Source organism: Nocardia sp. NPDC004278, from assembly GCF_053602975.1.
Map to the genome: position 1 here is coordinate 1 of NZ_JBSGEQ010000020.1, position 25,616 is coordinate 25,616.

The 25,616-nt window shown below is 65.7% G+C and carries 25 protein-coding genes; 13 read left to right on the forward strand and 12 right to left on the reverse strand.

Annotated elements, in window-relative coordinates; all coding sequences use genetic code 11:
• Both ACWEO2_RS27085 and ACWEO2_RS27090 read left to right on the forward strand, forming a co-directional pair.
• Positions 1-1,276 (forward strand): amino acid permease (locus ACWEO2_RS27085; RefSeq protein WP_452407876.1); only part of this gene is annotated, 1,276 nt, incomplete at its 5' end.
• 126 nt (positions 1,277-1,402) lie between these two features.
• Positions 1,403-3,838, forward strand: a complete 2,436-nt coding sequence (locus tag ACWEO2_RS27090) for a tetratricopeptide repeat protein (protein WP_452407877.1) — start codon at positions 1,403-1,405, stop codon at positions 3,836-3,838.
• Positions 3,839-3,880: 42 nt separating this feature from the next.
• Here ACWEO2_RS27090 and ACWEO2_RS27095 read toward each other — a convergent pair whose 3' ends face one another.
• Positions 3,881-4,237 carry a DUF1707 SHOCT-like domain-containing protein gene (locus ACWEO2_RS27095; protein WP_354959540.1) on the reverse strand — a complete coding sequence of 119 codons (357 nt, stop codon included), beginning with the start codon at positions 4,235-4,237 and terminating at the stop codon, positions 3,881-3,883.
• 170 nt (positions 4,238-4,407) lie between these two features.
• Here ACWEO2_RS27095 and ACWEO2_RS27100 point away from each other — a divergent pair, with 170 nt between their 5' ends.
• Complete coding sequence (locus ACWEO2_RS27100) at positions 4,408-5,142, forward strand: MerR family transcriptional regulator (protein WP_452407878.1); 735 nt, start codon at positions 4,408-4,410, stop codon at positions 5,140-5,142.
• Positions 5,143-5,204: 62 nt separating this feature from the next.
• Here ACWEO2_RS27100 and ACWEO2_RS27105 read toward each other — a convergent pair whose 3' ends face one another.
• A complete protein-coding gene (locus ACWEO2_RS27105; RefSeq protein ID WP_452407879.1) occupies positions 5,205-5,357 on the reverse strand; it encodes a hypothetical protein in 153 nt (50 codons plus the stop codon).
• Between the two features lie 167 nt (positions 5,358-5,524).
• Here ACWEO2_RS27105 and ACWEO2_RS27110 point away from each other — a divergent pair, with 167 nt between their 5' ends.
• Positions 5,525-6,091 (forward strand): hypothetical protein, encoded by a 567-nt coding sequence (locus tag ACWEO2_RS27110; RefSeq protein ID WP_452407880.1) that lies wholly within the window; start codon positions 5,525-5,527, stop codon positions 6,089-6,091.
• Between the two features lie 338 nt (positions 6,092-6,429).
• Here the strand turns inward: ACWEO2_RS27110 and ACWEO2_RS27115 are convergent, their stop codons facing one another.
• Positions 6,430-6,720, reverse strand: coding sequence for a hypothetical protein (locus tag ACWEO2_RS27115; RefSeq protein ID WP_452407881.1), 291 nt, complete (start codon positions 6,718-6,720; stop codon positions 6,430-6,432).
• Positions 6,721-7,434: 714 nt separating this feature from the next.
• On the opposite strand from ACWEO2_RS27115, the gene ACWEO2_RS27120 reads away from it, so the two are divergent.
• From ACWEO2_RS27120 to ACWEO2_RS27130, 3 genes are read left to right on the forward strand one after another with little or no spacing between them, the layout of a single operon-like run.
• Positions 7,435-7,860 (forward strand): cupin domain-containing protein, encoded by a 426-nt coding sequence (locus ACWEO2_RS27120; protein ID WP_452407882.1) that lies wholly within the window; start codon positions 7,435-7,437, stop codon positions 7,858-7,860.
• Entirely contained in the window at positions 7,857-9,035 is a 1,179-nt protein-coding gene (locus ACWEO2_RS27125) for an aminotransferase-like domain-containing protein (RefSeq protein ID WP_452407883.1), read from the forward strand. Before ACWEO2_RS27120 ends, ACWEO2_RS27125 begins: the two co-directional genes overlap by 4 nt.
• Positions 9,032-9,427: a hypothetical protein gene (locus ACWEO2_RS27130; protein WP_452407884.1), complete on the forward strand. Its 396-nt coding sequence runs from the start codon at positions 9,032-9,034 to the stop codon at positions 9,425-9,427. Before ACWEO2_RS27125 ends, ACWEO2_RS27130 begins: the two co-directional genes overlap by 4 nt.
• Here the strand turns inward: ACWEO2_RS27130 and ACWEO2_RS27135 are convergent.
• The 3 genes from ACWEO2_RS27135 to ACWEO2_RS27145 are packed head-to-tail and all read right to left on the reverse strand — an operon-like array spanning position 9,416 to position 11,654.
• Positions 9,416-9,838: a threonyl-tRNA synthetase editing domain-containing protein gene (locus ACWEO2_RS27135; RefSeq protein ID WP_452407885.1), complete on the reverse strand. Its 423-nt coding sequence runs from the start codon at positions 9,836-9,838 to the stop codon at positions 9,416-9,418. The two genes, ACWEO2_RS27130 and ACWEO2_RS27135, sit on opposite strands and share 12 nt — an antisense overlap.
• Positions 9,839-9,853: 15 nt before the next feature.
• The gene (locus tag ACWEO2_RS27140) at positions 9,854-10,429 is read right to left on the reverse strand and encodes a hypothetical protein (protein ID WP_452407886.1); all 576 of its coding nucleotides are present in this window, start codon (positions 10,427-10,429) and stop codon (positions 9,854-9,856) included.
• Between the two features lie 19 nt (positions 10,430-10,448).
• Entirely contained in the window at positions 10,449-11,654 is a 1,206-nt protein-coding gene (locus ACWEO2_RS27145; RefSeq protein WP_452407887.1) for a phosphotransferase, read from the reverse strand.
• A 214-nt stretch (positions 11,655-11,868) separates the two neighbouring features.
• On the opposite strand from ACWEO2_RS27145, the gene ACWEO2_RS27150 reads away from it, so the two are divergent.
• Together ACWEO2_RS27150 and ACWEO2_RS27155 are read left to right on the forward strand one after the other, a co-directional pair.
• Positions 11,869-14,646 (forward strand): helix-turn-helix transcriptional regulator, encoded by a 2,778-nt coding sequence (locus tag ACWEO2_RS27150; protein ID WP_452407888.1) that lies wholly within the window; start codon positions 11,869-11,871, stop codon positions 14,644-14,646.
• A 275-nt stretch (positions 14,647-14,921) separates the two neighbouring features.
• The gene (locus tag ACWEO2_RS27155; protein WP_452407889.1) at positions 14,922-15,824 is read left to right on the forward strand and encodes a class I SAM-dependent methyltransferase; all 903 of its coding nucleotides are present in this window, start codon (positions 14,922-14,924) and stop codon (positions 15,822-15,824) included.
• Positions 15,825-16,019: 195 nt separating this feature from the next.
• On the opposite strand, the gene ACWEO2_RS27160 is transcribed toward ACWEO2_RS27155, so the two are convergent.
• Positions 16,020-16,913: an alpha/beta hydrolase gene (locus tag ACWEO2_RS27160; RefSeq protein WP_452407890.1), complete on the reverse strand. Its 894-nt coding sequence runs from the start codon at positions 16,911-16,913 to the stop codon at positions 16,020-16,022.
• Positions 16,879-17,934 carry a helix-turn-helix domain-containing protein gene (locus ACWEO2_RS27165; protein ID WP_452407891.1) on the reverse strand — a complete coding sequence of 352 codons (1,056 nt, stop codon included), beginning with the start codon at positions 17,932-17,934 and terminating at the stop codon, positions 16,879-16,881. The genes ACWEO2_RS27160 and ACWEO2_RS27165 overlap by 35 nt, the downstream gene beginning before the upstream one ends.
• 128 nt (positions 17,935-18,062) lie before the next feature.
• On the opposite strand from ACWEO2_RS27165, the gene ACWEO2_RS27170 reads away from it, so the two are divergent.
• Both ACWEO2_RS27170 and ACWEO2_RS27175 read left to right on the forward strand, forming a co-directional pair.
• Positions 18,063-20,783 (forward strand): helix-turn-helix transcriptional regulator, encoded by a 2,721-nt coding sequence (locus ACWEO2_RS27170; protein ID WP_452407892.1) that lies wholly within the window; start codon positions 18,063-18,065, stop codon positions 20,781-20,783.
• Between the two features lie 79 nt (positions 20,784-20,862).
• A complete protein-coding gene (locus tag ACWEO2_RS27175; RefSeq protein WP_452407893.1) occupies positions 20,863-22,032 on the forward strand; it encodes an FAD-dependent monooxygenase in 1,170 nt (389 codons plus the stop codon).
• 260 nt (positions 22,033-22,292) lie between these two features.
• On the opposite strand, the gene ACWEO2_RS27180 is transcribed toward ACWEO2_RS27175, so the two are convergent.
• The 3 genes from ACWEO2_RS27180 to ACWEO2_RS27190 form a co-directional block, all read right to left on the reverse strand.
• Positions 22,293-23,240 (reverse strand): MBL fold metallo-hydrolase, encoded by a 948-nt coding sequence (locus ACWEO2_RS27180; RefSeq protein ID WP_452407894.1) that lies wholly within the window; start codon positions 23,238-23,240, stop codon positions 22,293-22,295.
• A gap of 157 nt (positions 23,241-23,397) precedes the next feature.
• Entirely contained in the window at positions 23,398-23,538 is a 141-nt protein-coding gene (locus tag ACWEO2_RS27185) for a hypothetical protein (protein WP_452407895.1), read from the reverse strand.
• Positions 23,535-23,663: a hypothetical protein gene (locus tag ACWEO2_RS27190; RefSeq protein WP_452407896.1), complete on the reverse strand. Its 129-nt coding sequence runs from the start codon at positions 23,661-23,663 to the stop codon at positions 23,535-23,537. Before ACWEO2_RS27190 ends, ACWEO2_RS27185 begins: the two co-directional genes overlap by 4 nt.
• Here ACWEO2_RS27190 and ACWEO2_RS27195 point away from each other — a divergent pair.
• Together ACWEO2_RS27195 and ACWEO2_RS27200 are read left to right on the forward strand one after the other, a co-directional pair.
• Positions 23,662-24,234 carry a hypothetical protein gene (locus tag ACWEO2_RS27195; RefSeq protein ID WP_452407897.1) on the forward strand — a complete coding sequence of 191 codons (573 nt, stop codon included), beginning with the start codon at positions 23,662-23,664 and terminating at the stop codon, positions 24,232-24,234. The genes ACWEO2_RS27190 and ACWEO2_RS27195 overlap by 2 nt on opposite strands.
• Before the next feature lie 201 nt (positions 24,235-24,435).
• Positions 24,436-24,798 (forward strand): hypothetical protein, encoded by a 363-nt coding sequence (locus tag ACWEO2_RS27200; protein ID WP_452407898.1) that lies wholly within the window; start codon positions 24,436-24,438, stop codon positions 24,796-24,798.
• A gap of 198 nt (positions 24,799-24,996) precedes the next feature.
• Here ACWEO2_RS27200 and ACWEO2_RS27205 read toward each other — a convergent pair whose 3' ends face one another.
• Positions 24,997-25,488 (reverse strand): hypothetical protein, encoded by a 492-nt coding sequence (locus ACWEO2_RS27205; protein WP_452407899.1) that lies wholly within the window; start codon positions 25,486-25,488, stop codon positions 24,997-24,999.
• Between the last annotated feature and the right edge of the window lie 128 nt (positions 25,489-25,616).

Here is a 25,616-nt window from a genome sequence, read left to right on the forward strand (position 1 = left end):
GTCCTCCGGATCGTTTGTTTCCTATGCGCGTGAGTTCTATGGCGAGAAGCTGGCTTTCGCGGTCGGGTGGATGTACTTCTTCCACTGGTGCATGACCGGCATCGTAGACATCACCGCGATCGCGACCTATGTCCATTTCTGGGGAGCCACCGAGGCGATACCGCAGTGGTTGATCGCGCTGGTCGCGCTGGCCATCGTGGTCAGCATCAACCTGATCTCGGTGAAGTGGTTCGGTGAGCTGGAGTTCTGGGCTGCGCTGATCAAGGTCGTCGCGCTCGTCGCCTTCCTGATCATCGGCACCATCTTCCTGGGGGGCCGGTTCAAGATCGACGGTCAGACCACCGGTTTCAGCGTGATCTCGGATAACGGCGGACTGTTCCCGACCGGTCTGCTGCCACTGGTCACCGTCACCACGGGTGTCGTATTCGCCTACGCCGCAGTGGAATTGATCGGCACCGCGGCCGGTGAGGCGGAGAATCCGGAAAAGATCATGCCGCGGGCCATCAACTCGGTCATCGCCCGCATCGCGCTGTTCTACGTCGGCTCGCTGGTGCTGCTCGGCCTGCTGCTGCCCTACGTCGCCTTCAAGTCCGGCGAGAGCCCGTTCGTCACCTTCTTCTCCAAGCTCGGTGTCGGCGGTGCGGGTTCGATCATGAACCTGGTGGTGCTGACCGCGGCGTTCTCCAGCCTCAATGCGGGTCTGTACTCGACCGGCCGCATCCTGCGCTCGATGTCGATGAACGGCAGCGCGCCCAAGATCGCCTCGCGGATGTCCAGCGGCGGTGTGCCCTACGTCGGCATCCTCGCCACCGGCGCGATCGCGCTGGTCGGTGTCGGGCTCAATGCGATGGTGCCGGACAAGGCCTTCGAGATCGTGCTGAACATGTCCGCTCTCGGCACCATCGCGGCCTGGGGCGCGATCGTGGTCTGCCAGCTGCAGCTGTTCCGCTGGTCGAAGAAGGGTCTGGTCGAACGTCCGTCGTTCCGACTGTTCGGTGCGCCCTACACCAGCTACGCCACGCTGGTATTCCTGGTCGCGGTGATCGTGCTGATGGCATGCAGCCACGAAATCGAGCAGCGGGGCGCGGTGATCGCCATGTTCGTGGTGGTGGCCCCGGCCTTCGTCGGCGGGTGGTTCCTGGCTCGCAAGCGGGTGCTGCAGGTCGCCCAGGAACGCGAGGGCATCACCGGTCAGTTCCCGGTGCTGGCCGAGCGGCCGCCGCGGGTGCGCGACGGTGAAGCGGTCGTCATCCTCGACGAGCCCGACGACAAGTAAACCGATCTCCGCCCCGGACAACATGTCCGGGGCGGAGCTATTCCCATTGCAGGGAATAAGCAGTGCGCGCGGCGGCGGCTTGGGGAAGAGAATGGGGCCCTGATTCAACAGGCTCGAAAGGTTCCCATGCCGGAGCAACCCAGCGCCTCCGAGAATCCGCTGCCGCACCCATGGGCGAATCGGCGGATGCGCGGTACCGAGGTACCGCGGCGGACGCCACACCCCTGGGCAACCCGAGGCATGTCGAAGGTCGAACCGTCGCAACGCCGCCAGCATCCATGGTCCGGGCCCAGCATTGTGGAAGGCACTCCGGCGCAACGGTTCTCATCGACCGACCTGCAGCTGCGGCCCGACGATAGCCGCGCGACGATGCCGGTGACCGATCCGGACACCGGCGCCGATCCACTCGAACTCGACGAGCCCGTCTCCGGGCGCAGCGGCCGTTCCCGTCCGAGCGTGCGGCGGCTCGGCGCCGGGCTCGTGCCGATGCCCCGGGTGGCGCCGGTCGATCCGCGCACCGCCATCCTCGCCGATCCCGAAGTCCCCGAACCCAAACGGTTCTGCTGGAAATGTCAGGAGCCGGTCGGTCGCCGCAGCGCCAGCGGACCCGGCGCTGTGGTCGGCGAATGCGGCCGGTGCGGATCGCCGTTCAACTTCCGTCCCACCCTGGAGCGCGGCGAACTGGTCGCCGATCAATACGAGGTGCAGGGATCGCTGGCGCACGGCGGACTCGGCTGGATTTATCTGGCCGTCGACCGCAATGTCAGCGATCGGTGGGTGGTATTGAAGGGATTGCAGAACCCGCTCGACTTCGAAGCGCATGTGGTTGCGCTTGCCGAGCGCCAATTCCTTTCCGAGGTGGCGCACCCCGGTGTCGTAAAGATTTACAACTTCGTCAAGCATCGCTCCGGTCGAGATATTGCCGATGGCTATATCGTCATGGAATACGTGGGCGGGCAATCGCTGAAGAAGATGCTCGATCTGCGCGGTAAGGAGCGCATTCCGGTTGTCGAGGCCATCGCCTACATCATGGAAATCCTGCCCGCGCTGGACTATCTGCATTCGTTCGGATTGGCATACAACGATCTGAAACCCGACAACATCATGGTCAGCGAGCACGAGGTCAAACTCATCGACCTGGGTGCGGTCGCGGCCATGGATTCCTACGGCAGCATCTACGGCACCCCCGGCTACCAGGCGCCCGAGATCACCGAGACCGGGCCGACCGTGGTTTCGGATATCTACACCGTCGGCCGGACGCTGGCCGCGCTGGCGCTGGACCTGCCGCGCGACCGCGACGGTCACTTTCTCGGCGGCATTCCGGAGCCCGATGAGGATCCACTGCTGGCGCGCTACCCGTGCCTGTATCGATTGCTGCTGCGTGCGACCGATCCGGAGCCGGAGCGCAGATTCCCGTCCGCGTATTCGATGTACTGTCAGCTCGCTGGCGCACTGCGCATGGTTCTCGCGATCGATACCGGCCTGGAGCATCCGCAGCCGTCGGTCGAATTGAGTTCCATGCGAGACGATTTCGGCACCGATACACTCATCGGCCAGACCGACGGCATCGTCGACGGCATGGACCGCATGCCGGTGCTCGAGGCGCGCGATGTCGTCGCGGCACTACCGACGCCGTTGATCGATAGCGAGGATCCCAGCGCTGAGTTGCTGTCGTCCCTGCTGCACGGCGAACCACGGCACGCGCTGGACGCGCTGCGTCGGGCACACGAACGCATCCGTGCAGGCACGATCGTCGCACCGGAATCCTTCGATCTAGAGGGACCGCTGTGTGCGGTTCGCGCCTATCTCGACCTCAGGGAAACGGTTCCGGCCTGTCAGCTGCTCGCCGATCTGCGGCCCGATTACGGCGCGGACTGGCGCATCGAGTGGTACGTGGGCGTCGCCGCGCTGCTCGACGGCTATTACGAGCGGGCCTGGCAGCATTTCGAGATCGTGCATTCGATGCTGCCCGGTGAGATAGGTCCGGAACTGGCCCTGGCCGCGACCGCGGAACTAGTACTGCAACATCTGGATCGGCCCGCCGATTCGGATCGCTGGCACCGCGCCGCAGCCGAGCACTACCGGGCGGTGTGGCGCACCAATCACGGCGTGGTGAGCGCGGCCTTCGGCCTGGCTCGGCGGCTGGCCGCCGATGGCGAATTGCTCGAGGCGGTGACCGTGCTGGACCAGGTGCCCGCGGCGTCGCGCCACCACGGCGTCGCGCATACCACCGGATGTTTGCTGCTGGTCTCGCGGCCGATCGCCGATATCACCGAAGCCGATATCTGCGCCGCGGCGGACCGCCTCGAGGCGCTGCCGGATGATGCCCGAACGCTGCAATTGCAGGTCATCGTGGTCGGCGCCGCATTGGAGTGGCTGCGGGTCGGCGGGCGTCCGCGCAATCCGAACCGGACCATCCTCGGCTTCCCGGTCACCGCGGCGGGGCTGCGACTCGGACTCGAAACCAGCCTGCGCGCGCTGGCCAGGACCGCGCCCGATCGCTGGCACCGCTACCGGCTGGTCGATTTGGCGAATTCCGTTCGGCCCCGCACCCGCTGGTAGGGCACGCGCTCGCGGGGGAGCGGTGCCAGGGACCAGCGGTTCTCAGCGCATGCGCTGGACGACGAAGGCGACGATTGTTCCGGTGCCGGCCAGCAGCCACAGCCAGTTGCCCGTGGCGACCGCGAGCACGACCGCGACGATGGAGATCAGCGCGGCGATCGTCGAGAGTCTCTGCAGTGCATTGCTCGTGGGTACTACCGGTGGCGCGGGCGGTGTGACGCCCGGCAGGTCGGCGAACAATTCCGCCAATTGTCCTTTGCTGGTGGCCGCCGCCGCACTGGCGCTGCGTTCGTCGAACTCGGTCAGGCTGAGTCGTCCGGTGCCGAGATGGTGCGACAGTTGTTCCAGCGCCCGTTCCCGTTCCGTCACGGTAATTCGAGAAGCCTGCGCTTCGGTCATCTCCGAAGGATAAGCCCGGCCGCGGCCATATTGGTGGAGGCGAATTGCCAAGGGCGGGAATAGTTTGCGGTGTCATTGCGGGTTGACAACGGCCCCGCAGATCATAGGTGTCCGACATGACTGACGTATGCTTACCTACGGGTAATGTTTCGATGTGGTTTCCTAGACATATGGCAGGCGACGTGGAGTACACGATCGATGAGCTGGCGCGCGAGGCCGGTACGACCGTCCGCAGCCTGCGCGTTTACGCCGAGCGCGGCATTCTGCCGCCACCGCAGGTGAAGGGCCGCACCGGCTTCTACGGACCTGATCACCTCAATCGAGTGCAGACGATCAGCCGCCTGCTCGATCGGGGGATCAAGCTCAACGGGATTCGGGAGCTGCTCGAGGCCTGGGACCGCGGCGATGATCTCGGTGACATCCTCGGTGTCGCTGAGCCGGGTGTGACGCAGTCCACCGCGCCGTCCGCCGTCGACACGATCGCGGCGACCGAGCTCGAACAGCGCTACCGCGAGGTGCCCAATGGCCTCGCCCGCGTGGTCTCGGCCGGTCTGTACGAACCGGTCGACGCCGCGACCTACCGCATCGCGGATCCGCAGCTGATCCGCAGCTTCGACCAGCTGGCGGGCGCGGGCATTCCGGTCGACGCGCTGCTCGGCGAATTGGAGCGGCTGCGCGCGGACTGTGATCGGATCGCCCGTCGGTTCGTCGATCTATTCCATCGGACCGCGTGGGAGCCGTATCAGCGCTCGGAACGCACATCGACCGACCGTGCGGCACTCGCGGCACGCCTGGTCGAGACCAAGATCCAGCCCGGGCAGGTGACCGCCGAACTGGTCAACCGCTTCATCGCCCGGTATCTCGACCAGGACAGCGACCTCGCCGAAGTGCTGCCGGACGCCTAGGCGCGGCACTGCGTGCCGCCGTTGGGGCTGGTGCGCCTTTCTTACTCCAGGCCGTGCCGTCGTTACTCCAGGCCGTTGTTGATCCACGCCGTGCCATGTAGCGCCGTGTCCTGTAGATCCTTCCGCGACTTGTAGTTCCATTCCGCGATCTGTAGATCCAGGCGCGCGATCTGTAGATCCAGGGGCGTGATCTGTAGATCCAGGGGCGTGACCATCGCTTTTCGTGCTCGGCTCCGACTTCTCCTCACTCAACGTTCCCACGTGTGGTGATACTTGGCCTAACGTGCCGTTGATTAGCGTTACATTATTCAGCGGGATCAGCACCTCCCCTCGGCCCGTATCGACGTCGGCCGACGGGGCGACAATGATTAAGGAGACGTCGATGGTCAACCTCAGCGGATGGCGCTCTGCGCCGCGAGTTTCGGATTGTAATACCAAGGGTGGCAGCAAGATTCGAGCGCTCACCCTGCTCACCGCGATCGCGGCGGCGGCCAGCGGCTTCGGTCTGGGCGCCGCGACCCCCGCGGCGAACGCCGATATCGGCGTGCGCTGCCTGTGGGCGGGCGTCGGTCATCCGCAGGGTGTGGCGATCGCCGCGGGTGGCTGGATGTACCGGTGCCAATCGGACTTCTTCGGCTTCGCACGCTGGTCCCGTGAAGGATTGGCCCCGGGCCGCAGCAGCGTGTACAACCCCGGCACCAATGGCAACCCCGCAGGCCAGTTCAGCCCGGGGGCGCAGCAGCCCGGCACGGACTACATGGACTCCTGCGTCGGCAGCCAGTTGATCGAGGGCCGGGAGGACATCTACGAGGCGGTCGCGGACGGCCGCGGCGGGCTGTACTGGCGTGCAGCCGGGCCGGTCTCGCAGTGGACCTTCGATATGGCCGCGAACCGGCCGGGGCCATCGTGGCGGTCGTCGAGCCTGTGTGCCGATGGTAGCCTGACCTGAGTCGTCTACCGCGAATCTTCTTATCGCCGATGCCCTTTCGGACGGTCGCGTAATCTTGTGCGTGCCGTCCGGGAGGGCATCGAGCTGTGTCGAGCGTCGATTGTGCGCTTGCGAAGTAGTCAATTGTGTACCAGCGGAGCGTCATTGGCTGCTGTGTAGGGCTTGTGCTTTTGTGGGTGCGAGGTCCAGCGGCTGGGTGATATCCACGGTTGAATCTCGGCTGGGCGGGGAGGCGCGAAGCTGAGGCGCCACGCCGTGTCGGTGCACAGACAAATGCGACCGCCGCCCTTTCGGGGCGACGGTCGCATTCGGAATATGAAGAGCCGCAGGGGAATAGGTCAGCGGCCACCGTCGGAGGGAACCCAGACCCAGCGACCACTGTCGTTGGTGTTCTCGTAGGAGCCTCGGCTCGAGGTGTTGTTGCCGGAGGCGGCGTGATCCTGATCGGCCACGCGGCGGCTGCCGTTCGAGTTGTTGCTGTAGCCGCCGCCGCGGGCACCGCCGCCGTTGCTGTTGCTGTGGCTCCCTGGGGCCGCGAGGGTCGACTGAATCGCCATGGCGGCCGGTGTGATGACCAGCGCGCCGGCGACCGCACCAGCTATGACGACCTTCTTCGACTTGAGGTTCATGGTTACCGATATCTCCTTAGTCCTGTGGGTCCCGGACTTGGTCGGTAGGTGTGTGCCGGGTATGCAGGTTGTCTGCTCTCTATTGTGCCGTCAAACAGCGGCACAATCAATAGTGAACCATTAGGAAATTTTCCAACCTACCAACTCTGGCAGTGAGGTTGAGGCTTCCGCTCACCGTGATTCGGATGGCGCACACAGCGTCGCGCGGGTGACCAGGCCGCGTTCGGCGGCGGCTATCAGCGCCGCCATCGCCTGCGGTGTGGCATCAGCGACGGACGGTCAGCGCGTCCATTCGCGTCACCATGTGGGCCTCTGCCCGGCCACGGCTCGGATCGGGGATGTTCGACCGCCAGCTCGTTCGAGCCGTCGGACATACGATCCTCCTTGTCCGGATGCCTGCGCGCTCGGGGCGGGACGCACACCGGGCGACACCACGTTGCCACGAGTTCCGGCCGAGGCTTCCCCGTGGTTGGGGATATTCGGCCCAAAGCCCGTATGGTCGATCAGGATTCACTCGCTGGCCACGCTCGGGGCGCTTCGGCATCGTCTTATCGTGCGCCGCGATCACCCGAGGTCGAACACGGATATTCCGGCCCGATGTGACGGATGTTTCTGGTGTGAGCATGTCCTAGCGTTCTCGACGCTCGGCATTGCCGCAAGCTCATTCTCAACTATCTGGGATGTCCGATGGAAAGTGTCTCGAAGACTGTACGAGTGGTTGCCGCTGCCGATGTAGCGGAGGTTGTGGGACCCCAGGAGCAGCACCTGCTGCCGTGTATCACCCAGGAAACCTGTGGGGCCGGGGGCATTTCGGCGGCAATGGTGAATATGGCGCCAGGGAAGGTGGCGCGGGCGCACTATCACGCGCACAGTGAAACAGTCGTGGCGTGTCTGACCGGGCGGGCGGTGACCTTGATCGGCCCCGAATTGACGCCGTACTTCCACGGACCGCGCGAACTTCTGTATATCCCGGAGGGTGTCGTGCACGTCGCGGTGAATCTCAGCGACACCGAGGGCCTGACCGCCCTCGACATCCGTACCGATCCGCTCTTCAGCAACGACCTGATATTGACACCGGAATTCGATGCGGCGGCACTGGAGGTCGCCGCGCGCCTGCGGCGCGAACTCGCTCGCGCATGAGCCGCACCAGCATCGCATTCGGCCGGGACGCGGCGCCGCGCAGCGGTCCGATCGACGATGCGTTCACCACGCTGGTGCGCCGCCCGGATGTGATCTCCTTCGCGGTCGGCGCGCCGGATCCGGCCCTGTTGCCTGGTGAGCTGATCGCATCGCTGGCGGCCGCGGCGATTGCGAAGTACGGGAACACCGCATTGCAGTATGGCCTCACGCAGGGCTTTCCGCCGCTGCTGGAACAGGCGCGAATGCTATTGTCCGGCCGTGGGATCGGATGTGCGACGAGCCGCTTGCACATCGCGACGGGCGGATCCGGCGCATTGCACAACGTCTGTATGGCACTGCTCGGCCCCGGCAGCGTGGTGCTGGTGGAAACCCCGACCTACGGCCCGGCGGTGAAGGTGTTCCGCAGCCACGGCGCGACGGTCGTCCAGGTCGAATGCGATGCCGATGGCGTTATCCCGGAAGCGTTGGATATCGCACTGGCGCAGTATGATGCGGCGTTCGTCTATCTCCTGCCGACCTTCCAGAACCCGACCGGGCGGACCATGTCAGCGGCCCGGCGCGCACGGGTCGCCGAGGTGATCACCTGGCACCGGGCCCTGGTTGTGGAGGACGATGTGTACACCGACCTGCGGTATCGGGGTGAGCCGCTGCCCGCGCTATGGTCCTTCGCCCCGGACAACACCGTCTACATCACGTCGCTGTCGAAAACCCTTGCGCCCGCGCTGCGGATCGGCATCGCGGTATTGCCGGTCGACCTGCTCGAGCCGGTGCTCGCACTCAAACAGGGCATCGATATGCAGACCTCGGCGTTCAGCCAGGCCATTGCCGCCGAATTCCTCGGCACCCCGGCGGGCGACGCGCATCTCGGCCGGCTCGTGGCATCGTATGCGGTCAAGCTGAATACCGTGACGAACGCGCTGGAGAAGTACTTTCCGACCGGATTCAGCTGGTCGGAGCCGGACGGCGGCATGTTCGTATGGGTTGAGGGCCCCACCGATTTCGACGCGGACGCGGTATTGCCTCGGGCGCTGGCAGCGGGCGTGGCCTATCTGCCCGGGTCCGCATTCTTCGCCGCACCCGACGCACCGCGCGATGCGATACGGCTGAGCTTCGCCGGTGTGCCGGAGCACCGCATCGACCGCGGTATCGAACTGCTGGCAGGACTGTGCGCATGAGTGTCGTCGGCGTGTGGGAAGTGGTGGCCGATGGCGCGCCGTTCGGATACCACGTGATGACCTTCCACGCGGATGGCACCATGCTCCAGTCGAATCCGGACCACGGCAACCGGGCCACCAGCGACAGCAACGGCATGGGTACCTGGCGGGCCGACGGGTCGAATGTATCGGGTGCCTTCCTGGAATTCACTGTGGACCGTGCGGATCCGGGGCTGGTGCAGAAGGGGATCGTGCGGTTCGACCTGACCCTGCACGGTGACGGATTCACCGGATCGGCGAGCGCGACGTTCTACGATCTTGCGGGCAGACCGTGCCGCGGCCCACTCGCCGCCGACCTGACCGGTCGTAGATTCGGCCCTCCGATGTCGTGCGACGAGGTGTCATCCCGGTAGGTGGACCACTCGCTGTTCCCATTCGCCGTCGAGCACATCGGCCTGCCAGCGCTTGTTCCAGCCGAACGGCATGAGGTGGACGAGGACACCGCGGGCTTCCAGGGATTCGGCGAGACTCGCCAGCACGGTGAGCGCGGTCGGTACATCCGACCGTTCGCCGGGGGTGGCCAGATGGGAGAAGCCGTTGATGACGATATGCGACGCATAGGTTTTGGACGCGATGCGCCGCACGATCTTGGTGGCGGCTTTCGACGGGGGTGAATCGCCGCGCTCCACCCCGACCATCAACAGCAGACAGTCGGAAAACGAATTCGTCACCCCGATCGCCGCCGGTTCGAGCGAGACGGCGACCGGGCTGGCCGTGGTGACGGTGTATTCGAAGGTACGGCAGCGGCTACTGAGGATTTTCATGCTGTGGTTCCGGAATCAGCGTCGGCCACGATCAGGTGATACGCATACGGTCCTGGCCCGAGCGGCCAGTGCAGTATGCGCCAGGGTGTGACAGCGTGATCCGTGCCAACGCATTCCCGGTTCGCACTGTCGGGCGTCGTTGGCCGACATGTGGATGATGTGCTGTGTCCCGAACCCGCCGAGCGGGTCGACGCGACACATCTTGTACCAGCCGAACGGCATGAGATGAACCTGCTCACCGCGTTCCTCTAGCCGTTCGGTCACTTCGGTCAGCACGTCCAGGGCCTCGGCGAGTTCCGCGAGCACATCGAATCCCACTGGAGTGCTGTCTCTTTCACCGGGTCCGGGCAGACACGCGAAGCCGTCGACGACGATCGGCCCCGCATCGGATTCGGTGACAATGCGTCGGACGAGCTGTACGGCGGTGCCCGCCAATGCCCGGTCGCCGCGGTCCACCCCGACTGCCAGCAGCAGGCAGTCGTGGAAGCATCTGCGCGCTCCGATTGCCGACGGCTCGAGAGCAATGGCGCAGGGGCTCGCCGTCGTCACGGTGTATTCGACGGTGCGGCACCGGTTGCTGACAATGCGCATCAACTACCTCCGGGGCCGCTCATCCGGACGCCTCGACGGCGCCGGCGGCATCGAGGTCGAGCACGGCCGTCGCGGTGCGCTCGATAATGCCGAGGCAGACCTCGTCGGGCTGGTACTTGGGCTGGATGGCGCTGTGACCGATGGTCGACAGCCAGATGAAATACGGATACAGCGCCTGCTGCCGGTAGGCCAGCCAGGCAGCATCGAAATCGGGCGCCGGAGCGCCACAGGCCGCCAGCTGCTCCAGGTAGACGCCGAGCAGGTCGTGTTCCCAGGCCCGCCGATCGGCCACCGTCAGACCGGAGCCGACCACATAGGCAAAGTCGTAGGCCCAACTGCCGCGCAGTACGACCTGCCAGTCGGTGAAACCCATCCGGCCGCTGGCGGTGACATAGGTATTGCCGATATGGCTGTCACCGTGCAGGAAGGTCTGTGGGCCGGTGCTGGCGATCTCGAGTGCGCGTTCCAATGCGCGGTAGAGCCGATCATGGTGGGCGGGAAGCACTTCGGGCAGCACCGAGGCGGCGCGCCGAGCCCCGACCCGGGCCCGTTTGGACATGCCGATCAAACTGTCGAGATTGGCGAAATGCGCCCTCGGCGGCTTCAGCCACCGATAGTGCAGCAGTTGCGCGTCATCCCAGTAGCGGGCGTGCCAGGTCGCCATCGTGCGCAGCAGATCCTCGATCTGTTCGCGCCCGATCGGCCTTCCCGGCGTGCAGAAGCTGGCGCCCTTGGTGTGGACTATGTCCTCGAGCAGCGAGATCGACCGCCCCGATCGGCTGTCGACCGCGCTGTGATATCCGCGCGGCGCCTCGATATCGAGGTGGGGGCGTAGGTGTTTGAAGAATCCCGGTTCACCGCGCAGAATTCCGGCCAGGTCGAGGGTGAGCCGCTGTTTGAAACCCGCGGTCGTCTTGGCGAACAGATTTTCCGGCAGGCCCGCCACCTGCCCGGCCTCGTTGTAGGTGACAGTCAATTTCCACCGGGTCGAGGTGCCGCTGGACGGGTTCCCGATATCGAACCTCTTGACCTTGGTACCCGGATGGCCGTAGCACAGCACAGCGGTCAGCCAATTGGTGGTCAGTTCTCGACCGATCACCGGCACATCGGCCACACGCAGGGCCTGTGGGCGGGTGATCGCTTCCCTCGCGATATGACCACCGATCCGTGTGATTCCGCGCACCACCGCGAGTGCAGGGTGCCGAGTGGGTGCCTCGGACTGCAACGGTTCTCCTCGGCTCTCGTGGCAATTCGAATGGCGTTGTGCCCGGCCGGTTTCGCTGCTGGCGAGCCGCCGTAATCGGCGACACTATGGCAGGCGCGCACCGGGAACATCCGTCATAGCTGGTCGGAACATCCGCATCCCCGGATGCGAATACCGCGCTCACCTGGCGATCGACAGCGGGCATATCTGCATGCGGACGCATAAGATCCCTCGCGTGCCGGACTCCCTCACCTCCGTATTCGTCGGTCGCGATGCCGAGGTCGAGTTTGCGGTGTCGCTGGGTAGGCGCGCCGCCGCCGGGCAGGGGACGGTGCTGCTCGTCGAGGGCGAGCCCGGTATCGGCAAGACCGCGCTGCTCGACGCGGCCGGTGCCCGATATGCCGCTGACGGGTTGTTCGTGCGCCGAGGCGCCGCGAAGGAACTGCAGCGGCAGGTGCCCTTCGCAGCGGTCTGCTCATGGCTGGATGCCGACCGCGGCGCCTCAGATCCGGTGCGTGCGCTGCTGCGCAGCGGGGATCGTGCGGGCGACGGTGCGGCGACGCACGAATTCGCGATCACCGAGGCAATCCTCGATTTGGTCGATACCTGGTGTGCCGCCGGTCCGGTCGCGTTGCTCATCGACGATGTGCACTGGGCGGACCGGCAGAGTCTCACGGTGCTGCACCGGCTCTGTGGTGTCCTCGGTGATTTGCCACTGCTGCTGGTGCTGGCGGCGCGTCCGCTGCCCCGCGACGCCGGATTCGTCGCGTTGACGGCCGAACTCGTGGAACGTCGTGCCCCGATGATCCGGCTCGGCGCGCTCGCTGAACCGGCCGCGGCGGAGCTGGTTCGGCATATGGTCGGTGCGATTCCGGGGCCCGGCCTGATGCGACAGGTGGTCGGAGCGGGCGGAAATCCGCTCTACATAACGGAATTGGTGGCCTCGCTATTGCGCGACGCGGCGATCACGGTGATCGCGGATACCGCGGATCCAACCGAACTGGTCGATGGTCCATCCGCGTCGCTGGCGGGTGCGATTGCGCAGCGGCTGGAATTCCTGTCGCGGTCGGCGAGGCAAGTACTTCCGATGGCCGCGGCGCTCGGACCGACCGTGTACGTCCCGGAACTGGCCGCGGTGCTGGACAGTCCGATCATGGAAATCTGGAAGGTGGTCACAGAGGCGACCGACGGTGGACTGCTTACTCGCGCCGACTCCGAGCTGGTCTTCCGGCACGATCTGATCCGCCAGGTCCTCGCCGATCAGCTGCCCGATTCGCTGCGCGCCGGATTGCTGCGGCGGGCCGGACAGATCCTGTTGGCGACCGACGCACCGATCGAGCGGATCGCCTACTACCTGCTGGCGGGGGAAAACGAACTCGATACGCGGACGCTCGACTGGCTGGTCGCGGTGGCCGACAAGTTGATCGTGCGTGCGCCCGAGATCGCGATGCAGCTATTGCAACGCGCGGCAGCCACGGCGGAGCTCGGCATGCGTTCGATACTGCTGCGACTGCACGCCCAAGCGCTGCTGTGGAACGGTCGCGCGGCCGAGGCCGAAGCCCTGGTGCGCACGGCCCTGCTGAACCGGCCGGAGGACGATATCGAACTGCGGTGGTTGCTGATGCAGGCCTGCCATGCGCGCGGCGATCTGCGTGAAGTCGTTGCCGTTGCCGAAAAGACCCTGGCCACACCGAACCTTACGGACGAGGACGCGGGCCGGTTCCACGGGATGAGCGGTTTGAACAATTTCTACCTCGGCCGGTTCGACGCGGCGGAGGCGGCCGGTGCACAGGCGTTGGCGATCGGGGATGCCACCGAGAACCCCCTCGTGACCGGATATGGGCTGTTGACGGTGGGGGCCGTGCGTTACGTCCAGGGATATCTCGACGAGGCATTGGAACTGAGCAGCCGCATTCTGGCCGTCTTCGAGAACGGATTCGGTTCCGACCAGTTCGATCCCTATGTGCTCTACGCGCACTGCTTGATCGAACTCGATCGGTTCGCCGATGCGGAAGTGGTGCTACACAAGGCGATCGGACACAGTCGCCGGATCCACGGCGTCTATCTCAGTGCGAGTGCGGCCGCCAAGGCGCGGCTCTACGTACTGAACGGACGTTGGGACGATGCAATCATCGAATGCACTTCGGGCCGGTCGGTGCCCGATGCCCTCGGCTACACGCCGATCCTGCAGAGCCTGTCCGCGCTGATCGGCATCCACCGCGGCACCTTTCTGCCGGATCCGGACGATATCCCCGCACCGAACGACCAACTCGGCAGCAGTAGTTACGGCCAGTTCTATCCGTGGATCAAGGCGCTGCTGCTCGAGACGCGCGGGGATCCGCGTGGCGCACTTGACCTGCTCGTCGACGCGCAGCTACGCCTCGCCGACGGATTGACCTCGCCCACGCTGTATTACATCTACCCGGATATCGCCCGCCTTGCCGCCGATGTCGGTGACGAGAAGGCGGCTCGTTCGGTGGTCATGGCATCCGCCGAGTCCGCTCGGCGCCAACCGACCGCGGCCAGAACCGGCACCGCCATGCTGTGCCGCGGTGTCGCCGAGCGCGATCCCGCCGTACTGCGCACGGCCGCCGCCGAGTTCCGCAGGGCGGGGCGCCCGTTCTACGAGGCGCAGGCATACGAGAACGCGGCCGTATTGTTCGCCGCGGACGGGGCCGGCGCGGACGCTCGCAGCGCCTTGGATGCTGCCGTCGAGCTCTATAGTGGCCTCGGTGCGTCCTGGGATATCGCTCGTGCGGTCGCGCGCATGCGCCCGTACGGAATTCGCCGCGGCGTCCGCGGACCCCGCAACCGCCCCAAATCCGGACGCGCCGCCTTGACCGATACCGAACGCAAGGTAGCCGCCTTGGTGGCCGAGGGCTTCTCGAATGCCGACATTGCCGCCCAGATGTTCCTGTCGCGCAGGACAATTCAGTCTCACGTATCGAACATCCTGGCCAAACTCGGGGTGGGTTCGCGCCGAGAGATCGCGGCCGCGATCTCAGGTTACTGACGCCATCGGGTACCGCCCACGGGCCGTCCCGGCACTCGCGTGACCAAGGTTTGGCGTGCCGTTCGGAGGCGGGCACAGGGGGCAGTGCACAACGTTCGCGCAACGCCCGATAGCGCCGCGTGCATGGGACACGCGCTGGACGGTGTCACCGGCGGACGCGGGTACGGGCGTTGCCCGGATGTTCTACCCGGGAGGAAGATCGATGGCATAGATGCGGGGCGTTAACTCCGCTTCAGCAGAGCTCTGATGATCGCTGACACCATGGGGTGATATCTATGCGAATGGACGGAGACAGCTGGGACATCGTAACGAGCGTGGGTCTGACCGCCTTGGGCGTCGCCACGTTTCGCGCACTCGAGACGCTCGATCCCGAGCCGATGATCCACGACGACTATGCGGCGTGGTTCGTCCAGGCGGCGGGTGAACCGCATTTTCTGCGGATGCTGGACAACCCGGCGTCGGTGGGCGCGGTCGGTTTGTTCGGGCGGTTCATGGGGGTTCGGACAAAGTTTTTCGACGACTTCTTCGCCGCAGCGTGGCAGCGCGGTGTGCGGCAGGCAGTGATCCTGGCATCCGGTCTGGACGCGCGGGCATATCGGTTGGACTGGCCCGCGGGCACGGTCGTCTTCGAGATCGATCAGCCCCGTGTGCTGGAGTTCAAGAATCGCGTGCTCGCCGATCACGGTGCCGTGGCCAGGGCCGATCTGCGCGCACTGGCGGTCGATCTGCGCGACGACTGGCCCGCCGCGCTCACCGCCGCGGATTTCGAGCCGGGGCTCCCGGCGGCGTGGTCGGCTGAGGGGCTGTTGCCGTTCCTTCCGGGTTCGGCACACGACGCCTTGTTCGAACGTATCGACGCCCTGTCCGCGGTCGGCAGCAGCCTGGCCACCGACGACTTCGGCCGCGGCCTGGACCAGCGCCATTTCGATATGGAGGAAAGGTTCTTCGGCGACAACCCGTTCGGCAGCCTGAACGTGCGCGACCTGTGGTACGACGACGACCGCGCCGATCCCGGGGACTGGCTGTCTGCGCACGGCTGGTCGGTCCACCGCGCCACGCCCTTCGACTTGGCCGCCGGCTACGGCCGCCCGATCACCGACCTGCCCGCCGACTTGCCCGCCGAACTGCTCGACCGTTTGCGGGAGGCGCGCTACATATCCGCCGAGAAGCGCGGGTGAACCCGCAGGTCGCCGGGCGGCTGCTCGGCCTCGGCCGGGCGACCGAGCCGGTCGCCGGTCAGCCGGTGGCGACCAGAGCCATGGCCGAATAGCGCGGAAGGCCGCGCGCCCGGCGCCAGTCCCCGTCGAGGGGCATCGCGCCGAGGAACAGTTCGGATACGCGCAGTCCGATCCGGCCGAGCGGTCGAGACCGCGTCACAGGCTTCGGTCGAAATGGGCTACGGCGCGGTCGATGGCGGGTAGCACGTAGGTGTCGTCGTCGTAGAGGTCGATGTGATTGGTGGTGTCGAGCAGCAGAAGTTCCTTGGGTTCGGGGGTTCTGGCGAAGGCGGCTTCGGCGTCGGCGACCGGGATGGCCTGGTCGCCGCGTCCGTGCACGATCAGCGCGGGGGCGGTCAGCAGCGGCAGGTAGGCATCCACGTCCAGGGTCAGTTCCTGCAGGACCGACAGTGCGGTGCAGCGGTTTTCCCAGCCGGGCCGCGCGCCGCGGTCGGTTCCGTAGTAGTCGAACGGTTCCGGGCCGGGATTTCCGGCGGGCATTCCGGCCGGGTTGACCGCGGGCCAGTATTCGATCTCGCCGGTTTCGAACTGGCGCTGGGCGATCTGCGCGAACTGTTCGAGCAAGGCGGCGAAGTTGACCGCCCCGAAGCGGTTTCGGATCAGCGTCGGGTTGTTGTAGGCGGCGGCGATGAGCGCGATCGCCTTGATCCGCGGATCGAATGCGGCCAGTTGTGTCGCGTAGATGCCGCCCAGGCATACCCCGCATGCGGCGATCTTGTTCGGGTCGACCTCCGGCCGCGTGGCCAGGAAGCTCACCGCGTGCCGCAGGTCGGCGACCTTGGCGGTGGCGTCCTCGTGCTGGCGCGGCAGGCCCTCGCTATCGCCCCAGTTGCGGTGGTCGAAGGACAATGCGACGTAACCGCGCTGGGCGAAACGCTCCGCGTAGAAGCCCGTAGCCTGTTCTCGCACACCGGAAAACGGGCCCGTCAATACCACCGCACCGCGTTCGGTGCCGGGATCGGGCAGGTGCAGATCACCCGCCAGCCGATACCCGTCACTGGTGAACTCGACCTTCTCGAGCAGCGTCATCTGTGTCCCTTTCGCATGACTGGACCACGACGCTAGGCGCATTCGACTGGATCGGTCTTGTACGTTCTTGCGCGGCACTCAGGGTCCAGCTGCGCCGCGCCGTGCCGTGGAAGCTCGCCCGATAGGTCGCCGGTGTCATGCCGTACGCGGCGGTGAACGCGCGCGTCAAATGCGGCTGATCGTGAAAGCCAGTCGCATAGGCGATTTCGGCGATCTGCATACCGCCGCGCAGCATCCACCGGACGCAGTCGAGGCGCAGGCGCACATGCAGTTTGTGCGGCGGCAGACCGAAATGCGCGGTGCAGGCGCGTACGAGCTGGTACTTGCTGGTGCCGGTGACGCCGCTGAGTTCGTCCAGTGTGACATTGCGGGAGACGTTCTCGCGCAAGTAATCCCGGACCACCTCCGATATCCGGCCGACCGCATTCGACCCGATATCGGGAACCCCGACCCGGTCGGCGCGCACCGCCAACGCGCCGAGAAATTCCAGCAGGCCACCCTCGCGGTGCAGCGCCGAACCAGGACGGCCACCGGGCCGATGCAGGAGGGTGTGCAGGGTCCGGAAATGGTTCGACAGCGCGCGGTCGCCGACAACGACATCCCCGAACCGCATCGTCTCCGACGGCATGACCTCGGCGATCAGCGATGGCGACAGGCACATCATGCGCCAACTTGCCGAGCCCAGCTCATCGGGCGTCCCGGAGTGCGCGTCGTCGGCATGCAGCGCGACCAGCTCACCGGGCGCGGCCCGATACACGCTGCCGCGCCTGCGCACGGTGAATCCCGAGCCCGTCACCTGCACCAGTTTGATTTCCTCGTGCACGCTGTTGCGATACGACCGCGCCGCCCCGGCCACCACCATCACATCGGACAGGTCATCCGGCACGAACGGCGTCCCCGATCCGTCGAATCCGTCTGGCCGCATGGGTGTTTCGTGCTCCAACGGACCTCCCCTGGTCGGCGGCGTGCGCTGCACCCGGCCGATGTCGTCTCGGGCTCCCGCCATTGGCACTCTAGGCACGTCGAGGACCGTAATCATCCGCCATCGCGCCCGCGAACATGGGCATCCCGTCCCGGTATCGAGAAGAAGCTTCCGGAAGACGTTAGGGTGCGGTCTGATCGATAGTGGACGGAAGTCAGGGCGAACGGATGTTGTACGGCCGCACGGTGGAGCAGGCGAGGATCGAGACCCTGCTCGCTGACGCCGTTGCTGGGCGTCCCGGCGCGCTGGTCGTGCGCGGTGAGGCGGGGATCGGCAAGTCAGCACTGCTGGAATACGCCAGGTCGGCGGATGCTCGACTGCTCTGGGTCACCGGTATCGAGTCCGAGACGGAATTGCCTTTCGCCGCACTGCATGTGCTGCTGAGTCCAGTGCTGGAGACGGTCTCGGAATTGCCGCGACAGCAGTCCGATGCGCTGCTGGCGGCATTGGGATTCGGTTCGGCGACACCGGCCGACCGCTTTCTCATCGGCCTGGCCACTCTGAGCCTATTCACCGAACTTTCGATGGATGGACCGCTGCTGTGCCTGATCGATGACGCGCACTGGCTGGATCAGGAGTCCGCCGACGCACTGTTGTTCGCGGTGCGGCGCCTGCACAGTGAGCCGGTGACGCTGATCTTCGCCGCCCGCGACGGCGAACGTCCCTTTCTCGCGCCCGGCGTGCCCGATTTGCAGCTGACCGGGCTAGATTCCGCTGCCGCGCAACAGCTCGTCGATGCCGCAGCCACCCTCGCACCATCCGCGCGGGATCATGTCATCGCCGAGTCCGATGGCAATCCGCTTGCCCTGCTGGAGATTCCGCGCACACTCACGCCCGCGCAGCGCGCCGGAGCCGACACACCGCTCGGGTACTCACTCGGTGGATCCGAACCGCCGTCGAGTCGGGTGCTGACCGGATTTCGGGAACGGATCCGGGCGCTGCCAGAGGATTCGCGGCTGTGTCTACTGGTTGCGGCCTTGGACGACAGCGGACATATCGAGCCGGTGACCAGGGCCCTACCCGCGCTCGGTGCCGCACTGACCGATTTCGCGCCCGCCGAACAGGCCGATCTAGCCCGGGTCACGTCCTCCGGCATCGAATTCCGGCATCCGCTCATCCGCACCGCCGCCCGATTGGCCTGCGATGTCGCGGAGCGGGTCGCGGCGCATCGGGCACTGGCAGGGGCCGTGGACGACGACCGCAGGGCCTGGCATCTGGCCGCAGTGACCACACTGCCCGACGAGGCGGTCGCCGCGCAGTTGGAGGACGCCGCGGTGCGGGCGCGGCGCCGCGGTGGCCAGATCGCGGTCAGTGCCGGTTATGCCAGGGCCGCCGAACTCTCACCCGCCGCTGCGGATAGGTCCCGTCGTTGGACGATCGCGGCAACCGCCGCCTACGAGGCCGGACTGTCCGAGCGGGCAGCCGATTTGGCGGAGCGCGCGAACTCCGGACCGCCGCCCGCCGAGCCGTCGATCGTGGCGGAACTGGCCCGGGTGCGCGCCGGGTTGGCCTTCGAGGCGGGACATCCGCTCGAAGCAACGCGGCTGCTGCACGACGGGGTCCGCGTACTCGCTGCGACGGCGGCGCATGATCGACCGACCTGCCTGGCGATGCTCGGCTGGGCCGCCATCTACGCCTGGTCCAGCCGCCCGCATCCGGACCAACTTGTACTGGCTCGTCGTACCGAAGACCTCGCAGCCGGAATGTGTGGGCCGGAGCACGCGATTCACGCGCTGGCGCGCGATATTCGCCTGCTGCTGGAAGGGGATCGGCTGGCCGTCAATATCGCACCGCACAACCTGGGCGATGTCGCCGATCTGCCGGTCGATCTGCATATTGTCGCCGCCTATCTGGGCTTCGCCCGTGGCGATGTGGACGGTATGTACCGGGATGCGACGCGACTGGTCGACGCCTGCCGCACCGCGGGCCGGATCGGGCGCATGCCCCAGGCCATGATGATGCTCGCGATCGCCGAACTCGCGACCGGACGGCATCGTGCGGCGCGAGCCACCGCGGCCGAGGGACGGCGGCTTGCCGAGGACATCGGCCAGCACTACTGGAAGTACTACCTGGCCGGGGTCGCCGCATGGTCGGCCGGGGCGGCGGGCGCGGAGCAGGAATGCCGGGCCCTGGCCGCGGAAGCGATCGAGGAGGGTGGGATGTGGATGACCGGGATCACCTGGGCCACCTACGCTCTCGCCGCACTCGACTCCGGCTACGGCAGGTACGCGCAGGTGCTGGACCGGCTCGACAAATCGGCAGCCGGTCCGGGCAAGCACGCATTCGTCTGGCGCTACGCCTATCCCGACTATGTCGAGGCCGCCGTCCGCATCGGTGATCGGCAGCGCGCGCACCAGGCGCTGACGCGGTTCACCAACTGGGCCAAGGCAATCGATCAACCATGGGCGCTCGCGGTGCTGCACCGCTGCCACGCCCTGCTGACCGACGGTGACGCGGCGGATCTCTATGAGCGCGCGCTGCGTTTGCACGCGCGTGGCGATCAGCCCTTCGAACAGGCCAGAACTGAACTGATGTACGGCGAATGGCTGCGCCGCCACAACCGTCGCGCCGAGGCGCGGACCCAGTTGCAGGCGGCCATGGCAACCTTCGATCTGCTGGGCGCGGTTCCGTGGTCCGACCGCGCGGCGGCGGAGTTGCGGGCGACCGGGATCTCGATATCGGACCAGGGCCGTGAGTCCGACCCGCTGGCTTCGCTCACCCCGCAGGAACTTCAGGTGGTGCGTCTGGCCGCGACCGGGGCAACCAATCGGGAGATCGGCACCCAACTGTTCCTGAGCGCCCGGACCGTCGGCTATCACCTGTACAAGGCGTTTCCGAAGCTGGGGGTGGCCTCGCGGGCCGAACTCGTCAGGTATGCGATGACTTAACCGGCGGTGTGAATCACGCTGGCTATTACAGTCATTCGACAGACGCGGTGCCGGTCGGATCGTTCGTAGCGTCACCACCATGAATATTCCCACTCAGACCGAAGTACTCGTCGTCGGTGCGGGCCCGGTCGGCATGGCGCTGACCGCATCGCTCGCCGACAAAGGTGTCTCCGTCGTACTCATCGACAAACAGGCCGCAGGGGAGAACACCTCGCGTGCCGCCGTCGTCCATGCCCGCACCCTCGAGGTGTTGACCGAACTGGAAGTCACCGACAAGCTGGTGTCGCGGGGAATCATCGTCGGGCAGGCCACGGTTCGCGAACGCGACCGCGTGCTGCTGCACGTCGGTTTCGAGGACCTGCCCACCGACTATCCCTTCACGCTGCTGATCCCACAGGACCGCACCGAACAGATACTGCTGGAACGGTTGGAGGCGACCGGCAGCCAGGTGTCGCGGCCGTGTGAGCTGACCGCGCTGACCCAGGACCCCGACGCCGTCACCGCGACCTTGGCCACCGGCGAGACGATCCGGGCGCGCTACGTCATCGGGGCCGACGGGATGCACAGCATCGTCCGCGAACAGTCCGGAATCGCCTTCGAGGGCGATACTTACGCGCAGTCGTTCGTGCTCGCCGATGCCGTCCTGGGCGGTGATGTGCCCGATGCGGAGATCCGGCTGTACTTCTCGCCGGAGGGTGTCACCGTCCTCGCGCCACTGCCCGGCGGTCGCCACCGCATCGTGGCCACTGTGGACGATGCACCGCCGCAGCCCGACCACGTCCACGTCCAGCGCCTGCTGAGTACCCGTGGCCCACAACAGCATCCAGCCACGGTGGAGCACATCGTGTGGAGTTCGCGCTTCCGTGTGCACCACCGCTTGGCCGCGCGCTATCGAGCGGGCCGGATCTTCCTCGCCGGAGACGCCGCGCATGTGCACAGTCCGGCTGGTGGGCAGGGTATGAACACCGGTCTCCAGGACGGGCTCAATCTGGCCGCCAAGCTCGCCGCGGTGCTCCGCGACGGTGCGGATGACAGCGTCCTGGACGCCTATGAGGCCGAACGGCGACCGGTCGCGGAGAGCGTTGTGGCGTTCACCGACAAGATGACTCGGGTCGCGACCGTGGACAGCGCACCGCTGCGCGGCCTGCGCAATACCGTGCTGCGCGCGTTGGATCGGGTTCCTGCTGTGCACCACAAGATGGCCATGAACCTGTCCGAACTCGGTATCGATCCCCAGCGCATCGGTTGAGGGGCCGAGGCTGATGCCGCGGCGAGAACCCGGTTGGTACTAGGGTTTCCGGTGGAAACGGTGCGAAAAACAGCTCAGTGCGTCGCCCTGGTCTGGCGTGATGTGGTGGAACATCGTGTCAGTGGCCGTGTCGGGCTTCCTTGGTCGTGCGTGGCGAGGCGGGGATCGGCAAGTCCGCGCTGCTGGAATACGCCAGGTCGGCGGATGCTCGATCCACGCATGCGCCACTCGAAACCGTTCACCTTGTTCGACTTTCGACGTCAGATCGTCGTGGCCTGGTGTTGCTCGGGCATCCAACTCTCCGGATGCGCCCACGGCAGCACGTTTCCTAGCTGCCCGGCTGCCGTCCGGAAGAATTCCAGCACCTCATGGTCGGAATGTCGCAGGCTGAAGTGCGTCAGAACGAAGAGCGTCTCCGGGTGCGCCGCGATCACCGGCTCGAGGCGGCTCCACACCGTATGACCGATGCGGTCTGCACGCTCCAGCTCGGAATCATGGAGGAACGTGCACTCGGTGATGATCACCGGGTAGGTGAACAACCACGGATTGCGGACGAAGACGTTCACGTGCGTGTCGCCGAGGAAGGCGAACAGCGGACGCAGAATCTCTCGCTCGACCTGCACCCCTTCCTTGCGTTTCGCGGCCATGAGACGCCCGAACTCGGCGCCGCGCCCGTCGGCCATCAGGGTGCGTCGCAGCGTTTCGTACTCCGGCAACAGTTCCTTGCTGCGTTCGGCGAACGCGTAGCCCACGCAGGGCACCTTGTGCTCGCATTCGACGACCCGTACGTGATGTCCTCGGCGCCCGAAGGTGAACTCGTCACCGCCCCGCACGCCATGCAGCCGGTACCCTCCACCCAAGTCGGGGTCGTAGGCTGCCCCATGATTCAGCTCGGCCGAGGCACGCAGGAAGGACTCCGTGTAGGACATTGCCTCGGCCGGAAGGTAGATGTCCACACCGGACTCCTTGGACGCCAAGAAGTCGAGATCTTTCGAATGGTCGTGGTGGGTGTGCGTCAGGAAGACAGTGTCCACCTGCCGCCCCTCACACAATCCCGCATCGAGGCTGCACCGAAGCCCGGGCACATGGAAGAACGTCTTGTCGTTGGCCCGCGAATACCCCGTCAAAGTGAGCCGAGTTCCGGGGATCTGCCACGTCTTCCACTGCCGGAATGGGTGCCCACTCTCCAGCCGTTCGGGATGATCCATAACGGGAGGGTAAGTGAACCGCTTCGGATTGTTAACCGATATTTCGTGAGCCGAACTGCTCGACCGCATGCAGGAGGCGCGCTACACATCCGCCGAGAAGCGCGCGTGAACCCACCGGTCGCAGGGCTCTCGGCGGGGTGACCGAGCCGGTCGGCAGTCAGTCGGTGGCGACTAGAGCCATGGCCGAATAGCGCGGAAGGCTGCGCGCCCAGCGTCCGTCCTCGTCGAAGGTCATCGCGCCGAGGAATAGTTCGGATACGTGCAGCCCGGTCCGGCCGAGCGGTCGAGAGCGCGTCACAGGCTCCGGTCGAAGTGGGTGATGGCGCGGTCGATAGCGGGTAGCATGTAGGTGTCGTCGTCGTAGAGGTCGATGCGCGGATACACCTGATCAGTGGTATCAGTCGGGTAAGGATCTATACGCATGTCAGATCTCCCACTGCCAGAGGCGAACTCGGGACAGCCGGACACGCCCCTGCCCGCATTTCCGACGATGAATGATCCGACTGTGATTTTCACGGCGGGGCCCGACACTGCACGGCAGCTGTCCCGAATCTACGTGCGCTACATGGTATTTCAGCGGCAAAGCCTCGTGTGGTTTATGGGCTACGCCGTGATTGTCGTTGCCCTGGCCAGTGCTGCCTGGGGCGAGGGCGGCGGCCTGCTCGCATTGTTTGTCGTCTTGATCTTCGCCTGGTACTACTGGGCGCAGATACAACGGGTAGAGATAGCATTCGAGCGTCGGCTCGGCAGCAGGTCCTATGCAGACGGCGCCGTCTGGACTGCCCGCTTTGGCGCGAAAGCGGCCGATTTTGCCTCGTCCACAACATATTTCAGGCTGTACCACGCCGACATCGCACGACTCGAGGTGCGCGGTTCCGCGGTTGTCATCCGACTGCAGCTGCCAATGTTCCACGTGATCCCGCGTGAACTATTCCCCGACTCGGTACTGAAAAGGCTGTCCGAAACCGGACTGAAGATCAGCGGATACCCGTAGTTGTCCGCGCAGCCTGGCACGGAAGTGGCAGATCGAAGTTGTTCCGCACGGCTGCTGCCCTCGTGACTCGCAGCGGTAGTTGGCCATTCGGAGTGTGGACCCATCGACATTCGCGACCGGGACCAACTCGGTGGTGGGTAATAGTGTGCCGGTTTCTGCTCGTGAGATCTCCACTGCTGGAGGCGAACTACGGTACGTATGGTGAAGCTCTTGGAACGTCCGGTCGTCCTTGCGTTGACCTATGTCGTCGGCTCGGTCCTGCTCGGGCCAGCCATTTTCCTGGGTGGCTATGCGCTCTTCACCGGAGGAGTCGCTGATTACTGCGACGCGGCCCATGGTGACCCAGCTTCACGCGATGCGGCATTCACAGCTGCGCAAACCTTCCAGATCACCGGCGCCTGCATCATGCTGGCTTTCGGGCTTGTCCTGTTGGCCGATCTTTGGACCCACCGCCATCAGATCAACCTAGTGCGAGTCACTTTGAGCAGCTATGGGATCCTCGCCATGATGTGCGGGTTCGGCTTTCTCATCCTGGTGTCCGGCTCGTCAGGTCAGAGCTGCTAGCCGGAATGACACCTCGCAATGTGACAGCTCTGTCGGCGACCCGTTGCCGCTCACAGTGCGCTTCCAAAGCGATTGCGGCAAAAGGCCACCGACAACACCAAGCCCGGCTCAGCCACTACCGCCGTCGGTGACACTCCTTCATGCTTCCCGGGATGAATCACAGGATTCTCGGGATCGACGACGCAAACCAGCCGACGATCACGAGTTGTCAGGCGGCGGAAATCGCGCCGAAGTGCGTTTTTCCCGGGCATATCGACGTCGCACCGGTAACCCGAACGCTATATCACCGGTTTCGACGGGCCGGCCACCCACACCATGCGCCGAGTGGCCTGCACCCTCCCAGAACAGCACCTGGTCGAACACAATGTCCCCGCCCTCCCGCCGGAAGCCTCTCGCGGTGACCTTGCCGCACGCGACGAAGCCACATCCGAACGTGCCGCCCGCCAATTCCAATAACAGCAGGGGCACGGCAGCGCTGTCATCGAGGTCGCCATGGCGAGAAACCGGCGTGAGGGTGAGCCCGCCAGTGAACCGCGGGTCCAGTTCCATCCGCTCCACGGCTTCGAAACAGATCTCGGTCCGATACTCGAATGCGCCGAAGTCGTTGCTGCGCAACAACAACTCTTTATGACTGACCGTATACCGGTGAACATACAGATTGCCGCCGATAGTGCAGGGCAGATTACTCACACATCCACAGTGCCACGGCCACAGCGTTCACCAGTATCCGTCAGACCCGGGAGTCAAGCGGATACCCGTCCGACTCGTCGGGTCTGTCTCGCTAAAGGTGTTCGGGCAGGTAGCGAGGCTTTCCTGGT

Bases quoted from the DNA above. Each gene is read 5' to 3' on its own strand.
- ACWEO2_RS27090 (WP_452407877.1), top strand. From the start codon at position 1,403: ATGCCGGAGCAACCCAGCGCCTCCGAGAATCCGCTGCCGCACCCATGG.
- ACWEO2_RS27095 (WP_354959540.1), bottom strand. From the start codon at position 4,237: ATGACCGAAGCGCAGGCTTCTCGAATTACCGTGACGGAACGGGAACGG.
- ACWEO2_RS27100 (WP_452407878.1), top strand. From the start codon at position 4,408: ATGGCAGGCGACGTGGAGTACACGATCGATGAGCTGGCGCGCGAGGCC.
- ACWEO2_RS27105 (WP_452407879.1), bottom strand. From the start codon at position 5,357: ATGGTCACGCCCCTGGATCTACAGATCACGCCCCTGGATCTACAGATC.
- ACWEO2_RS27110 (WP_452407880.1), top strand. From the start codon at position 5,525: ATGGTCAACCTCAGCGGATGGCGCTCTGCGCCGCGAGTTTCGGATTGT.
- ACWEO2_RS27115 (WP_452407881.1), bottom strand. From the start codon at position 6,720: ATGAACCTCAAGTCGAAGAAGGTCGTCATAGCTGGTGCGGTCGCCGGC.
- ACWEO2_RS27125 (WP_452407883.1), top strand. From the start codon at position 7,857: ATGAGCCGCACCAGCATCGCATTCGGCCGGGACGCGGCGCCGCGCAGC.
- ACWEO2_RS27130 (WP_452407884.1), top strand. From the start codon at position 9,032: ATGAGTGTCGTCGGCGTGTGGGAAGTGGTGGCCGATGGCGCGCCGTTC.
- ACWEO2_RS27135 (WP_452407885.1), bottom strand. From the start codon at position 9,838: ATGAAAATCCTCAGTAGCCGCTGCCGTACCTTCGAATACACCGTCACC.
- ACWEO2_RS27140 (WP_452407886.1), bottom strand. From the start codon at position 10,429: ATGCGCATTGTCAGCAACCGGTGCCGCACCGTCGAATACACCGTGACG.
- ACWEO2_RS27155 (WP_452407889.1), top strand. From the start codon at position 14,922: ATGCGAATGGACGGAGACAGCTGGGACATCGTAACGAGCGTGGGTCTG.
- ACWEO2_RS27160 (WP_452407890.1), bottom strand. From the start codon at position 16,913: ATGACGCTGCTCGAGAAGGTCGAGTTCACCAGTGACGGGTATCGGCTG.
- ACWEO2_RS27170 (WP_452407892.1), top strand. From the start codon at position 18,063: ATGTTGTACGGCCGCACGGTGGAGCAGGCGAGGATCGAGACCCTGCTC.
- ACWEO2_RS27175 (WP_452407893.1), top strand. From the start codon at position 20,863: ATGAATATTCCCACTCAGACCGAAGTACTCGTCGTCGGTGCGGGCCCG.
- ACWEO2_RS27180 (WP_452407894.1), bottom strand. From the start codon at position 23,240: ATGGATCATCCCGAACGGCTGGAGAGTGGGCACCCATTCCGGCAGTGG.
- ACWEO2_RS27195 (WP_452407897.1), top strand. From the start codon at position 23,662: ATGTCAGATCTCCCACTGCCAGAGGCGAACTCGGGACAGCCGGACACG.
- ACWEO2_RS27190 (WP_452407896.1), bottom strand. From the start codon at position 23,663: ATGCGTATAGATCCTTACCCGACTGATACCACTGATCAGGTGTATCCG.